This is a genomic window from Bacillus sp. UMB0893 (genome assembly GCF_002858905.1).
Taxonomy (GTDB): Bacteria; Bacillota; Bacilli; order Bacillales; family Bacillaceae; genus Bacillus_P.
In genome coordinates, this window is record NZ_PKLB01000011.1 from 1,084 (window position 1) to 13,825 (window position 12,742).

The following is a 12,742-nucleotide window of genomic DNA, read 5'->3' on the forward strand; positions in this document are numbered from 1 at the left end:
TAGGACTCGAACCTACGACCGATCGGTTAACAGCCGATAGCTCTACCACTGAGCTACTGCGGAATAATTAATCATGACAGACTTCTTTAATTATAAGAAGGTTTGTTGATACTGTCAAGCCTTCATTTCATTTTCAAATGACGTCTCTTACGACGGCTTTTATAATTTATCATAGCTTGAAGCCCTTCGTCAACCCCTTTTTGCAGCTAAGATATAAGTTTAATTTTACCGCCGCATTTTCCGCAAACGTATTTGTTAATATTCATCCGTTTATAACGTTTATATAAGAGCAAACATGAGCTGCACTGATATTCAATTGTCTTCTTTGTTCTTGCTGCAGTCTGAAGAGGTTTGCAAAATCTCGGAGCTTTCACTTTTGCCAGCAATTCTTTAAATTCTGGATCGCCATGCTTGTACCCTCTTCCTTCAATGTGCAGATGGTAATGACACAGTTCATGTTTAATGATTCCAACGACTTCTTCTAATCCTTCGGCTAAGTATTTTGGATTGATTTCAATGTTGCTGGTCCTTAATAAGTATCTTCCGCCCGTTGTACGAAGGCGATTGTTAAAAGAAGCTTTATGTAAAAACTTTTTATTAAAGTGAGTGATAGAAATCGATTCTACAAGTTCTTGCAGCTGCGCTTCATTCATCGGTAACACCTCGCAATAGTTTGTATCTCCGAACAGGACATCTTGCGCCCGCATATAATAAGTAATACACATACTCCATTATAAACAATAAGGAGGAACGAGCAATGCCATCATGGTTAAAAAACCAAATGCAGCGTGCTTTTTTTGAAAAGGATCGGTATCAGATAAAAATGCTGAATCAGTGCTGGTATTTCTATAGAAAAAAACACTGCCCATAAGCAGTGTTTTTCAATTATTCATTGACCATCGTTAAAGCGACCCGGCCTTTATGCATATCTACAGAGTCCACCCAAACTGTTACAACATCACCTACCGAGACAACATCAAGAGGGTGTTTAACAAATGAGTTGCGCAGCTTTGAGATATGGACAAGGCCATCTTGTTTGACCCCTACATCTACAAAAGCACCGAAGTCTACAACATTTCGAACTGTGCCTTGAAGTTCCATTCCTGTTTGAAGATCCTCTAATTTCAGAACTCCTTTTTTCAAGAGCGGTTTGGCAATTTCATCTCGTGGATCTCTTCCCGGACGCACAAGCGAGTCACAAATATCTTTTAGTGTAAGTTCACCAAGCTGGATTGAATCAGCTATTTCTTTGATATCAATACCTGCTATTTTTTCTCTAAGCTGCTCCGTTCCAACATCTTTTAATGATAGACCCAGTTTTTTCAGAAGCTCTTCAACCTCTTTGTAGCTTTCTGGGTGAATGCCGGTTGAATCGAGCGGATGCTTTCCCTCAGGGATTCTGAGGAACCCGATGCATTGTTCAAACGTTTTTGCTCCCAGTCTTGGAATCTTCTTTAACTGCTTGCGGTCTTTGAACTTCCCGATTTCATCTCTTTGCTTCACAATATTTGTCGCAACTGCTTTGCTTAACCCAGCGACATACTGCAGCAATGATGAGGACGCAGTGTTGACATTGACACCTACCTGGTTAACTACTGTCTCAACGACGAAAGTCAGTGAATCATTTAATTTCTTTTGAGTTACATCATGCTGATATTGCCCGACGCCGACAGATTTAGGATCAATTTTCACAAGCTCTGCAAGTGGATCCTGCAGCCGTCTTGCAATTGAAACTGCACTTCTTTCTTCTACTTGAAATTCGGGGAACTCTTCTCGCGCAAGATCTGATGCTGAGTACACACTCGCACCCGCTTCATTGACAATGATATAAGCAAGATCAGAATCAAGTTCATCAATCAGATCTGCGATAAACTGTTCTGTCTCTCTCGAAGCTGTTCCATTTCCTATTGCAATTAATTCAATCTTGTTCTTTTTGATCACATCAATTAATTTCTGCTTCGCTTCTTTTGCTTTATTTACTGGGGGATGAGGATAGATGACACCAATTTCAAGCACCTTGCCCGTATCATCAACTGCCGCAAGCTTGCACCCTGTTCTGTAAGCAGGATCAACTCCAAGGACTATCCGTCCTTTTAATGGAGGCTGAAGCAGCAGATTGCGCAAGTTTTCGGAAAAAATATGGATGGCACGATCATCTGCTTTTTCTGTCAGTTCTTTTCTGATCTCCCGTTCTATCGAAGGCTGGATCAAGCGTTTATACGCATCTTCAATCGCCTCCACATAGACATCTTTTACTGATGTTTGGCGATTTTTTATTTCTTTTGTTTCAAGATATGAAGTTATTTGATCTGCAGGTGCCTGTATTGATACCTTTAGGACCCCTTCCTTTTCTCCGCGATTCATCGCCAGCACTCGATGAGGGACAACCTTTTGAATTGGTTCTTCATATTCATAGTACATTTCATAAACGTTCTTCTCATCTATTTCTTTATCCTTTGCAGCTGTGATGATTTTGCCTTTTCGGAAGGTTTGCTCACGTATCCATTGACGATACATAGGTTCATCTGAGATCCATTCTGCTAATATATCCTTGGCACCTTCAATAGCTTCTTCAACAGTTAAAATTTCATTCTCTTCGTTAATAAACTCAGCCGCTTTATTTTCTGGCGTTCCAGCTGAAGGCTGCTCCTTTATCCACACTGCCAAAGGCTCTAATCCTCTTTCTTTTGCAACAGTCGCCTTCGTTCTTCGTTTTTGCTTGTAAGGGCGGTAAAGATCTTCTACCTTTTGAAGCTTCAAAGCCTTTTCTATCTCTTTCTTTAAATCTTCCGTTAGCTTCCCTTGTTCATCGATCAATCGGATTACTTCTTCTTTTCTTGATTCAAGATTTTGAGTATACTGCCATTTTTCTGAGATATCCCGAATTTGAACCTCATCTAAAGCACCGGTCTGCTCTTTGCGGTACCTCGCAATAAAAGGAACTGTGTTACCGTCTTCTAACAATGCAATCACATTGGATATTTGTTTATATGTAATGGATAGATCCGCACTTATCGTTTTCATAATACGTTCGATTTTTTCTGACATCCTATTACCTCCCCAAAATATAGACTTAGAAACATTTTACCAAAAGAAGAGAATGATAAAAAACTTATTAAAATAAAAAATAGCCGTTCAACTAGAATAGCTGACCGACTACGTACGTTAAATCATCCTGTCTTGAAACGGTATATGGTTCAAGATGATGTGAGATATCTTCAATTGTCCTGTAATCCTTTAACAAAGATTTTACTGCAGGAATATTCAGTCCATCTGAATGGATAATAAATTTCGATCCAGCATCATACGGAAAGGATTGCACACGGAATTTTTGAGGTTTCCCTGACAGATACCCCAATACAGGAAGAGGATAGACAAATGTGCCGGCTGGAGAATAAAGGACAAAACGAATATTTCCTACAGAACTGAATGTAAATTGATTCTGTTTAAAGTATGCCTTTAAAATTGCAACTGTTGCGCCTCGCTTGTTTTTCAGGACCTCATTTGATTTTTTGATCAGGACTTCAACATCTTCTTCATGAAATTCTTCAACGACATCTTTTATGGCAGAAGATGATTCATTGGCACGCTCACCGCTGCCAAGTCCATCAGCGACGGCACAAATGAAATAATCTTCAGTTGCTTTTATAAGGAAACTGTCCCCGCATAACGTTTTACCTTTCTTTTGCATTTGGTATGCCAGTGCGTAGACATGTTTATTTTCTTCAATTTGAATCATTAATGCAACCCCAATGATAAGTCAGCCGAAAGGGCTTCTTTCAGTTTCGTAATCGCTCTTCTTTGCAGCCTGGAGACATGCATTTGGGAAATTCCCAAAATTTCTCCTGCTTCCTTTTGACTCTTATTTAAAATATATGTGTAGTGAATAATTTCTTTTTCACGATCAGAAAGGACGTGAAGAACACTTTCAAGCATAAGCTTCTGATTCACTTGCTCATACCCTTCTTCTTTTGAACCGACAATATCTAAAATGGTAACCGTACTGCCGTCAGAGTCCGCTTCAATCGAATGATCGACAGATAAAGCCTGATAGCTTTTGCCCATCTCCATCGTTTCAAGCACTTCCTCTTCAGTTACTTCAAGATAATCTGCAATTTCATAGACTTGAGGTGAACGCTGAAGGGAGTTGGTTAACTCATCAACTGCCATTTTTATTTTAGGGCCTAATTCTTTGATCCTTCTCGGTACATGCACACTCCATGTTTTGTCACGCAGGAAACGTTTTATTTCTCCGATGACAGTCGGAATAGCGAAAGCTTCGAATGATTTGCCGAATTCTGGATCATAACGGCGAATGGCACCTAGCAGTCCGATCATGCCAACTTGCTTCAGGTCTTCATGAAAGCTTTTTCCTCTAGAGTATTTTTTCGCAAGCGTCTCAACAAGCCCGCTGTAATATTCCACAAGAAAAAGCTGAGCTTCTTCATTTTGATTATGCTGGAAATCGTGAATCAATTCGTTAATTTCTTCTTTAGTTCGCTTCGTAGTTTTGGATGGTTGTGTCATGTTCTACTCGCTCCCCGTTTAAATACTTAGTCATAAAGACGGTAACGCCGGAATCGATCTGTACACGAACTTCATCCATGAGCGTTTCCATCAAGTAGAGCCCCAACCCTCCTTCTGGAAGTTGGTCAACAGGGTTTGCAGCAGAATATGGACCCAGCTCGTTTTTCTTTTGTTCAAAATTAAAACTTTGCCCGCTATCTGAAACCATGACTTCAAGACGATCTACATAAAGACCGAACCCAATTATGACTTCGCCGCTGTCAATTTTGTCATACGCATGCTGAACTGCATTCGTACATGCTTCACTTGTAGCGATTTTCAAATCTTCAATTTCATCGTAAGAGTATCCCATTCTACTTGCAATTCCAGAAAGAGTCAAACGGACAATTCCAACGAATTCCGCTTTAGCAGGTATCTTCACTTCAATGTAATCAACTAATTGTTTCATCTTACCCCACCTTCTGATTTAGAAGAAATATCAATAATGTCACTTAAACCAGTGATGTTAAATAGTCTTTCCAAACGAGCAGATAAATTCACAAGCTTTAAGTCGCCTTCATTTTTTCTTACAGCTTTCAGCAGGCCGACGAACGCTCCAAGTCCCGTGCTGTCCATATACGACACATCTTTGAGACTTACGATCATGAACGGTTTATTTCCTTCTGCCAAAGGCATTAATTCATCTCTTAATTTAGGAGCCGTGTACGCATCAATTTCTCCGGCTAATTCTATTTGAATATGTTCCTCTGTACGATTAACATTTATATTTAAATTCATCTCTATCACCTCAGATATATAAGCTACTAAAACAAATACCCACTTTTTTTACATGTTAAACCATGCGTTTTAAAATAATTAATGTAAAATCATCACGCAGCTCTAAATCCTGCATTTGCAGGAAATCATTATAAATATTATCAACGATTGCCTGAGAATTCAGATGACAGTATTTTGTGATTAAATCTGTGATGACATGGCGTTCTATGAATTCTTCATTTGTCTTTGATTCTGTTACCCCGTCAGATAGCAAAACAATCATATCGCCCAGTTCAACAGTGCGGCTATATTGTTTATATTTGATGGATTGATCAATCCCAAGAACGAGGCCTTTCGTGTTCATATCATGGAAACGATCCTCTGAAGCACTGTAATAAAAGCCAGGCTCATGGCCGGCAGAACCATATGTGAATTCGTGAGTTTCTGTATCATATATGCCATAGAACATCGTAATAAACATACTTGGGTCCACATTATGCTCAACAACCCTGTTTAAATTTTCCAGAACACGGCTTGGAGATTTGCGGGACTCCGGCAAGCTATCCATCGCGTACTTGATCATGGACATACAAAGTGCAGCGGGTATTCCTTTTCCAATCACATCAGCAATAGCAATACTTACACTTTTTTCGTTGTATACAAAGTGGTAATAGTCTCCATTCATATGCTTTGCAGGCACACTTATTGCGCCAATGTCCAAGCAAGGAACGGTCGGTACCGACGTTTCAAGGAGCATTTGCTGCACATTCAAGGCAACTTGAATTTCCGCCTTTATTTCCTGCTGCTTATCCCTCAAGCTTTGATGCTCCTGATACGCCAGTCCATAGCCCATCATGACTTCTAATAGAAAATCTAAAGAGTGCAAAACATCTTGTTGAATATCAGGAAATAAATCTTGCAGCACTTTACGGTGCAAACTGATAATTTCCTCAGGAGGGACTTGTTCCTCAATTGCTTTTCTGCTGAATTTTTGTCCCTGATACAAAGCCGTTTCTGTTAATTCTTGCATGTAATGACTTAGTATTTCGTGATATTTCGATTCAATGACTTCCTTAAAATCCATCTAGCTTCCCCCTAGCGAAGCCATTTGACTGCTTGGATATCCGTTCCCTCTCCCAAAACGGTATTAATGCTGAATTCATCCATCAGGCGTTTTACTCCAGGCAATCCGGCTCCTAACCCACCAGATGTAGAAAAGCCGTCTTCCATTACTTTTCGAATATCCGGTATCCCTGGTCCGTTATCAATGGCTATTATTTTTAAACCTTTTTTGCTGTATTCACTGATTTGTTCTATGCAAATCTGGCCTTGTCCAGCATACAGATATATATTACGGGCTAATTCGGAAATAGCTGTCGTAATTCTTGCTTGGTCTACCACACCAAACCCGAGTTCTTTTGCAACATTGCGCCCAAGCTGGCGTGCAGCAACAATGTCCCACTCTGTAATGATTTTTACACAGGATTGGTTATCCATGCTTATTCCCCCAGCTCCTGTTGTAATGTTTCAAGTCCTTTTTCTAGGTCAAGCGCCGTCTGAACATCAGCAAGATGAATGCCAAGCTCTATGAGAGTAATTGCTACAGCAGGCTGTATTCCTGTTAATACAACTTTGGCTCCCATTAATTTTGACATGCCGATAACGTCACCTAACACCTTTGCGATAAAAGAATCAATTACATCCACGGAAGTTAAGTCTATAACTACACCGCTCGCTCCAGTTTCATGAATCTTGTGAAGAAGATCTTCTTGAAACTGCAGGGCAGTCTGATCATCAAGTTCCCACTGAATGGAGACAAGCAAACAATTATAAAGCTTTAAAATCGGTATTCTTGGAGTTCTCATTTTGAATCCCCCATTTCTATTATTTGTCGATTTGTCATTTCAAGTGCAGCTTCCATTCCTTTTTGCAGGGTGTTTTTCGTAATAACCTGGCTAAGATCTATCCCAAGATTGACAATGGTTTGAGCAATTTCAGGTCTTATGCCGACTATCAGACATTTCGCACCTACTAATCGAACAGCTTCTGACGCTTGAATAATATGATGAGCGACCATTGTATCCACAACAGGAACACCAGTAATATCAATTAAAACAACTTGAGATCGGTGTTTGACTACACCAGTCAGCAAGTTCTCCATGATTTGTTTCGCTCTTTCTGTATCAATTGTACCAACTAACGGCATAATTGTAATGTTTTCAAAGATCGGAATGAGCGGAGCTGATAATTCCTGCAATGCGATCTTCTGCAAAGAAACGGTTCTCTCCCAAGAAGATGCATACTGATGAATTAATTCATTATTAATAGGAGAAAGTGAACGGTCAAACTCCCACACCATTTTCATCTTATCTTCTTCCGGAATACCATCCGTCATTTTTGTGAAGATAATTAAAGAAAGCTGTTTTAAACCTTCAGATATATACTTTAAGCTCCAGCCTAATTGAACAACTTTATGAGCATAATCAGCAACTTTTTCAGTGTGATCAGCCTCAGGGTTTGTCATATGGCTGATTAAGATTTGAAGATATTCATTGCAAGTATTTGAATACACTTGATCTGAAAGAACATTCGAGATTTTTTGATCGTCTATTGCTTTCAGACTGTCTTTCCATTCATTCAGAATCTCATTTTGATGAGCCTGAACGAAATCAAGCACTGGATTTGAAGAATCCTTCATGTGTTAGTAATCCCCCTCATATCAAATGGGTAAAAAGTAAACAAGTTATTCCACTTTACATTATACCGATTTATGATAATAAAATAAAAAAAAGTTGCTTAAATGGCAGCAACTTCCTTAAAAAAATAATTTTTTTTGTTTAAAAATCGATGAGTCCTAAGCTAATTTGCAGAGCTTCGTCCACTTTATCCATCATTTCATCATCTAAGTGTGTAATCTTATCAGTCAATCTCTGTTTATCAATTGTTCGAATCTGCTCTAACAATATAACAGAATCACGTTCAAACCCATAGCGTTTAGAATCAATTTCTACGTGAGTAGGTAGTTTTGCTTTTTGGATTTGAGCTGTAATCGCTGCTATGATGACCGTTGGACTGAACCTGTTTCCGATATCATTCTGGATGATCAGTACTGGACGGACGCCCCCTTGCTCAGAGCCAACAACGGGTGATAAATCAGCAAAATAAACGTCGCCGCGTTTGACAATCAAAGGATTAACCTCCGCTTACTAAGCGTTCAACGGTGTGATCAGCCTCTGATTCAGCCTGAAATGCTTCGGAAGCAATGTTTAAGTTAATCTTAGCCATTTCCATATATCCGCGTCTCATCGACTCGCGTATTTGGCGTTTCTTACGCTCGCGAATATACATCTTCGTTGCTTGATAAATTAACTCGCTTCGGTTCCCATTCTCTTGTTTAACAAGACCGTCTAATTCCGAGACCAATGCCTGTGGTAAACGAATTAAGATTTCTGTTGTTGCGCTGGATTCAGACACAAACATACACCTCCACCAAACTTACACACCTATTATTCCATTCCACATACAATAATACCATTATCAATGCAAGAAGCAAAGTTATTTTCTAATAATTCAACACTATTATCGGCTGATCAAGACTCTTTTTATTCATCTCTTCTTCATGCTTCATCAGCACCTGGCTGAACTTTCCCGCAAAAAAGCGAGTTTCTCACTTCAATTATACTCTTATTTTTCAAAAACATACGGGGAACGCGCAAAGTTATTGTACAAGGCACTTCATAATTGATGGTTTCTAGTTTTTCCGCAACATCATCAATTGAAATATACTCTTCTTTTTGTCTTCCGATTAGAGTAACTTTAGTGCCAACTTCTTTATAAGATGTCAGTTTTATCATGCATTGATCCATGCATATTCTCCCAACAATTGGCATTCTCACACCATCTATCAGCACTTCTGAATCTTTCAGTCTTCTTATCCAACCGTCTGCATATCCGATTGGAATTGTTCCGATCCACTCATCCTTCTCAGCTGTATAAGTAGCTCCATAACTCACTTTATCGCCTTTGCTTATTTTTTTCACATGAACAAGCTTTGAATGAAGAGAAAAAGCTTCTTTTAACTCGAATGGCAGTTCATCCTTTATTTCTCGTGAAGGGCTTAATCCGTACATAGAGATCCCAAGTCTGACAGCGTGAACCAATTTATCAGGAAAACGCAGGCCTGTCGCACTATTGCCGCAATGAATCATAACATTTTCATATTCAGCCGCTGTGCGGGTCATTGCTGTAAACCTCTCGTACTGTTTCTTAAAATAGGTCGTATCAAGCTCGTCTGCTGTTGCAAAATGAGTAAAGATACCTTCTATTTTCACTTTTTGTTTTCCTGCAGCAAATTCAAATGCCTGCAGAAGTTCATTTTCTGTTCGGATTCCAATGCGGCCCATACCTGTATCGAGCTTTAAATGAACAGACAGCTTCCCTGCTTCAGCATGTTTTTCAGCAGCCGTCAGCCATTCAAGTGAAGGCGATGTTAATATAATGTCATGATTAATTGCAATCTGTACATCACTTGGTCTTGAAGCGCCCAATACTAAAATCGGAAGATCAAACCCAGCATGACGCAATACAAGTGCCTCATCCAAAAAAGCAACGGCCAGCATATCGGCACCAGCTTCACTTGCAATCTTAGCCACTTCAACATCGCCATGCCCATAAGCATTTGCCTTTACTACCGCAATTAGCTTTACATTTTTCCCTATATGTTTTTTCATGGATTGAACATTGTTTTGAATCGCATCTAAATCAATTTCCGCCCAAGTATCCCGGTAAAAAGAGTTTCCCATGTCTACACTTCCTCATGATTGTCTTTATCTATGCTGATTATCAAGGGTATTCTGCTCATTTGTCAAATGAAATCGGTTCCAATCAGGAGATTTTAGATGAAGAATCCTGCGGGAGAGTTTGATCGGGTTAAAAAAGAACGAGGGCTTCAATTTCTTACAGAAATAAAAAAACTTGGATGGCTTTTCCCGCCACCCAAGTATCATTATTTAACCGCTTGACCTTGAACGGATTGAGCTACGCGGATCATTTCTTCCTGTGTTAAATCTTCCGATGCAATCATATATTCAACACCATCGTATGTCCAAGTTAACGATTGTTCAGTTAAAGCCCCTATTGCCACACCCAGATCAATCGGCTCTCCGCTTACAGACGTGGACGTTGCAACAGTTGCAGCAACTGCTTTTTCTTGAATAAAGGTGTATGACTTTTCGCCATCATACGTTTGGACCACACGTTTTCCATTTTCTGTTTTCATTTCTTTTTCCTCTGTCAGCTTCACCCCTTCTAATTTTTCAAGAGGATATTTCACAGCAAACGGCTCTGAATTAGCAGCAGCTGAGGTTTCAACATCCACACTGGCGAATGACATATTCTTTTGCATATCGAATGAATTCTCATCAAATGAGGCATTAAAATCAAACTCCGAAAATTCCACAACAACTAATGGATTGCGATCTGTATCCATTACCTTTACTACTGATGGTTTCAAATCTTTTTTATTGAAGGTAATCTCCTGCAAAGGAAGCATTTGACTGTTTTGGTAATTTGTTTTTGTTTCAAAAACATAAGCATCCTTGGTTGATTTGAAAATGGCATCTGCATCACCCTTGATGTCTTTTACCAATGATTCAAAGAGATACGCCTGACTGCTGTTTTGCGGCCAATCGCTCTGGAATCGGAAGCTTTTCTTCAGAGCTGGCGTAAGCACAAAAACGCCTTCTTTATTGCGGAGTATCATTTGACTTTGATCTTTTTCAGCATTTTTCAAATTCACCCTGTAAAATGAAGGCTGCTTATGCCAAATTTCCACCTCATAGATTTGAGGCTCACTGCCTGTTTGAAGTGTCATCCGCGCTTTCGCTTTATACCCCTTCAATTCTGCAACCTTATTATCCAAACCTTTTACAACGTCCTTCTGTGATTTCTCTCCGCAAGCAGCAAGCATCAATACTGCAAGTAATCCTATTACGAGTAATAAAACGCTCTTTCTCACCTTTTTTCAACCCCTTTGTCTCATATGACTTAAAAAGGAAGAAACGCTCTTGAATGGATCATGGACGATCCTTTCAAACGACTTGTCTCTCCTACCGCTGTACAAATATATGAGACAAAGTATATGAATATGCAGACTAGCTTGACGAGCTTTCAATAATTACTTGAGCAGCTGCATAATCCTTTGAGTGGGTAATGGAAACATACACGATAGAACCGTTCAATTCAGGTGATGCGACAACCGGTTTTCCTGAAGAATCGTTAAGAATTTGAATGTCCAGGAAACTTAATTGTTTACCAATCCCTGTTCCCATAGCTTTTGAAAATGCCTCTTTCGCAGCAAACCTTCCGGCAGCATATTCAATTTTTCTCCTCGGTGCAAGTGACTCGTATTTATCTTTTTCTTTTTCAGTAAGAATCCGATCAATAAATTTCGGCTGCCTCTTAATCAGACGTTCAATCCTGTTTAATTCAGTCAAATCCAGACCAATACCTTTAATCACAACTATCACTCTCATTTCCATTGGCTGATTTCACATTGATTGTTGTTTTTAATTATAAATTTCACCCGTGGATTTCCGCTGCAAGCACTTGTTTTCTTCGGGGAGGGATGGGAGCCTCCTCTATTTCCCGCAGGAGTCAAGTGTCTTCCGCTGCAATCAACTCAAGATTTTAAACATTTTTTCTAAAGGCAACAACCTATACGAGGAGAGCCTTTCCATAAAAAGTACTAATTTGCTTCAATTCCTCATAACCGTGGTAATATAGAAAGTACTATGAACTTAGATAAGGAGACACAATCCCCATGTTTACAAGATCGGAAAGTTTCAGGACGTTCATTCGGTTATATCCTGTCGTATCAGTGATTGTATGTATTCAAGTTGTACTCTGGCTTTTGTTTTTAATTCCAATTCCTACAATAACATATTTTTTCGCATCTCTTGTAGGATACAATGCCGGTGTTGCAAACGGTGAATATTGGCGTTTAGTTACTCCCATTTTCCTGCATGCAAGTTTTGCTCACATTCTATTTAATTCGGTTTCCATCATTCTTTTTGCTCCAGCATTAGAACGGATGCTCGGCAAGGTTCAATTTGCCGCTGCATATTTACTGACAGGCATTGTCGCTAACCTTGCAACCTTCTTCATTATTGAAGATTTAACCTATACTCATTTAGGAGCATCAGGGGCTATTTTCGGCTTATTCGGAATCTATCTTTACCTCGTTGTTTTCAGAAAGGATATGATCGATTCTTCAAACTCTCAGCTGATTATTACGATTTTAGTCATCGGGGTCGTGATGACATTCATAAATACAAACATTAACATCATCGCCCATGTATTCGGTGTAATTGGTGGCGCCCTGCTCGCTCCATTATTTCTAAAGAAAGATAGGAGATATACATAGAAAAGCGGAACCGACGGTTATTCTTTTCTGCATAAA

17 protein-coding genes are annotated in these 12,742 nt (G+C 39.4%); 2 read left to right on the forward strand and 15 right to left on the reverse strand.

Features of this window, described 5'->3' with window-relative positions; genetic code table 11:
* Positions 1 to 206: 206 nt before the first annotated feature.
* On the reverse strand, positions 207 to 653 hold the full coding sequence (locus CYJ36_RS20925; RefSeq protein ID WP_101569200.1) for a SprT family protein: 447 nt from the start codon (positions 651 to 653) through the stop codon (positions 207 to 209).
* A gap of 104 nt (positions 654 to 757) precedes the next feature.
* Here CYJ36_RS20925 and cmpA point away from each other — a divergent pair, with 104 nt between their 5' ends.
* Positions 758 to 871, forward strand: coding sequence for a cortex morphogenetic protein CmpA (cmpA, locus tag CYJ36_RS20930; protein ID WP_101569201.1), 114 nt, complete (start codon positions 758 to 760; stop codon positions 869 to 871).
* 14 nt (positions 872 to 885) lie between these two features.
* Here the strand turns inward: cmpA and CYJ36_RS20935 are convergent, their stop codons facing one another.
* From CYJ36_RS20935 to acpS, 14 genes are all read right to left on the reverse strand, one after another.
* Entirely contained in the window at positions 886 to 3,048 is a 2,163-nt protein-coding gene (locus tag CYJ36_RS20935) for a Tex family protein (protein ID WP_101569202.1), read from the reverse strand.
* Between the two features lie 91 nt (positions 3,049 to 3,139).
* Entirely contained in the window at positions 3,140 to 3,739 is a 600-nt protein-coding gene (locus CYJ36_RS20940; RefSeq protein WP_101569203.1) for a PP2C family serine/threonine-protein phosphatase, read from the reverse strand.
* Positions 3,739 to 4,527: an RNA polymerase sigma factor SigB gene (gene sigB / locus CYJ36_RS20945; protein ID WP_101569204.1), complete on the reverse strand. Its 789-nt coding sequence runs from the start codon at positions 4,525 to 4,527 to the stop codon at positions 3,739 to 3,741. Before sigB ends, CYJ36_RS20940 begins: the two co-directional genes overlap by 1 nt.
* The gene (rsbW, locus tag CYJ36_RS20950; RefSeq protein ID WP_101569205.1) at positions 4,493 to 4,975 is read right to left on the reverse strand and encodes an anti-sigma B factor RsbW; all 483 of its coding nucleotides are present in this window, start codon (positions 4,973 to 4,975) and stop codon (positions 4,493 to 4,495) included. Before rsbW ends, sigB begins: the two co-directional genes overlap by 35 nt.
* On the reverse strand, positions 4,972 to 5,304 hold the full coding sequence (locus CYJ36_RS20955) for an anti-sigma factor antagonist (protein WP_101569206.1): 333 nt from the start codon (positions 5,302 to 5,304) through the stop codon (positions 4,972 to 4,974). The genes rsbW and CYJ36_RS20955 overlap by 4 nt, the downstream gene beginning before the upstream one ends.
* Before the next feature lie 55 nt (positions 5,305 to 5,359).
* Complete coding sequence (locus tag CYJ36_RS20960; RefSeq protein WP_101569207.1) at positions 5,360 to 6,367, reverse strand: PP2C family protein-serine/threonine phosphatase; 1,008 nt, start codon at positions 6,365 to 6,367, stop codon at positions 5,360 to 5,362.
* Positions 6,368 to 6,378: 11 nt separating this feature from the next.
* Positions 6,379 to 6,780: an anti-sigma regulatory factor gene (locus tag CYJ36_RS20965; RefSeq protein ID WP_101569208.1), complete on the reverse strand. Its 402-nt coding sequence runs from the start codon at positions 6,778 to 6,780 to the stop codon at positions 6,379 to 6,381.
* Positions 6,781 to 6,782: 2 nt separating this feature from the next.
* Entirely contained in the window at positions 6,783 to 7,148 is a 366-nt protein-coding gene (locus CYJ36_RS20970) for an STAS domain-containing protein (protein ID WP_101569209.1), read from the reverse strand.
* A complete protein-coding gene (locus tag CYJ36_RS20975; RefSeq protein ID WP_101569210.1) occupies positions 7,145 to 7,981 on the reverse strand; it encodes an STAS domain-containing protein in 837 nt (278 codons plus the stop codon). The genes CYJ36_RS20970 and CYJ36_RS20975 overlap by 4 nt, the downstream gene beginning before the upstream one ends.
* A 139-nt stretch (positions 7,982 to 8,120) precedes the next feature.
* Positions 8,121 to 8,471, reverse strand: a complete 351-nt coding sequence (gene ndoA, locus CYJ36_RS20980; protein ID WP_029286376.1) for a type II toxin-antitoxin system endoribonuclease NdoA — start codon at positions 8,469 to 8,471, stop codon at positions 8,121 to 8,123.
* 4 nt (positions 8,472 to 8,475) lie between these two features.
* Positions 8,476 to 8,757 carry a CopG family ribbon-helix-helix protein gene (locus CYJ36_RS20985; protein WP_029286378.1) on the reverse strand — a complete coding sequence of 94 codons (282 nt, stop codon included), beginning with the start codon at positions 8,755 to 8,757 and terminating at the stop codon, positions 8,476 to 8,478.
* Positions 8,758 to 8,900: 143 nt separating this feature from the next.
* A complete protein-coding gene (gene alr / locus CYJ36_RS20990; protein WP_101569211.1) occupies positions 8,901 to 10,085 on the reverse strand; it encodes an alanine racemase in 1,185 nt (394 codons plus the stop codon).
* Positions 10,086 to 10,288: 203 nt separating this feature from the next.
* Positions 10,289 to 11,299, reverse strand: coding sequence for a LolA family protein (locus tag CYJ36_RS20995; RefSeq protein ID WP_101569212.1), 1,011 nt, complete (start codon positions 11,297 to 11,299; stop codon positions 10,289 to 10,291).
* Positions 11,300 to 11,435: 136 nt separating this feature from the next.
* On the reverse strand, positions 11,436 to 11,801 hold the full coding sequence (gene acpS, locus CYJ36_RS21000; protein WP_101569278.1) for a holo-ACP synthase: 366 nt from the start codon (positions 11,799 to 11,801) through the stop codon (positions 11,436 to 11,438).
* Positions 11,802 to 12,103: 302 nt separating this feature from the next.
* Between acpS and CYJ36_RS21005 the strand changes: the two genes are divergently transcribed.
* Positions 12,104 to 12,706, forward strand: a complete 603-nt coding sequence (locus tag CYJ36_RS21005) for a rhomboid family intramembrane serine protease (RefSeq protein ID WP_101569213.1) — start codon at positions 12,104 to 12,106, stop codon at positions 12,704 to 12,706.
* Positions 12,707 to 12,742: the final 36 nt, after the last annotated feature.

Coding starts and splice junctions, on each gene's coding strand:
- CYJ36_RS20925 (WP_101569200.1), bottom strand. CDS start 653: ATGAATGAAGCGCAGCTGCAAGAACTTGTAGAATCGATTTCTATCACT.
- cmpA (WP_101569201.1), top strand. CDS start 758: ATGCCATCATGGTTAAAAAACCAAATGCAGCGTGCTTTTTTTGAAAAG.
- CYJ36_RS20935 (WP_101569202.1), bottom strand. CDS start 3,048: ATGTCAGAAAAAATCGAACGTATTATGAAAACGATAAGTGCGGATCTA.
- CYJ36_RS20940 (WP_101569203.1), bottom strand. CDS start 3,739: ATGATTCAAATTGAAGAAAATAAACATGTCTACGCACTGGCATACCAA.
- sigB (WP_101569204.1), bottom strand. CDS start 4,527: ATGACACAACCATCCAAAACTACGAAGCGAACTAAAGAAGAAATTAAC.
- rsbW (WP_101569205.1), bottom strand. CDS start 4,975: ATGAAACAATTAGTTGATTACATTGAAGTGAAGATACCTGCTAAAGCG.
- CYJ36_RS20955 (WP_101569206.1), bottom strand. CDS start 5,304: ATGAATTTAAATATAAATGTTAATCGTACAGAGGAACATATTCAAATA.
- CYJ36_RS20960 (WP_101569207.1), bottom strand. CDS start 6,367: ATGGATTTTAAGGAAGTCATTGAATCGAAATATCACGAAATACTAAGT.
- CYJ36_RS20965 (WP_101569208.1), bottom strand. CDS start 6,780: ATGGATAACCAATCCTGTGTAAAAATCATTACAGAGTGGGACATTGTT.
- CYJ36_RS20970 (WP_101569209.1), bottom strand. CDS start 7,148: ATGAGAACTCCAAGAATACCGATTTTAAAGCTTTATAATTGTTTGCTT.
- CYJ36_RS20975 (WP_101569210.1), bottom strand. CDS start 7,981: ATGAAGGATTCTTCAAATCCAGTGCTTGATTTCGTTCAGGCTCATCAA.
- alr (WP_101569211.1), bottom strand. CDS start 10,085: ATGGGAAACTCTTTTTACCGGGATACTTGGGCGGAAATTGATTTAGAT.
- CYJ36_RS21005 (WP_101569213.1), top strand. CDS start 12,104: ATGTTTACAAGATCGGAAAGTTTCAGGACGTTCATTCGGTTATATCCT.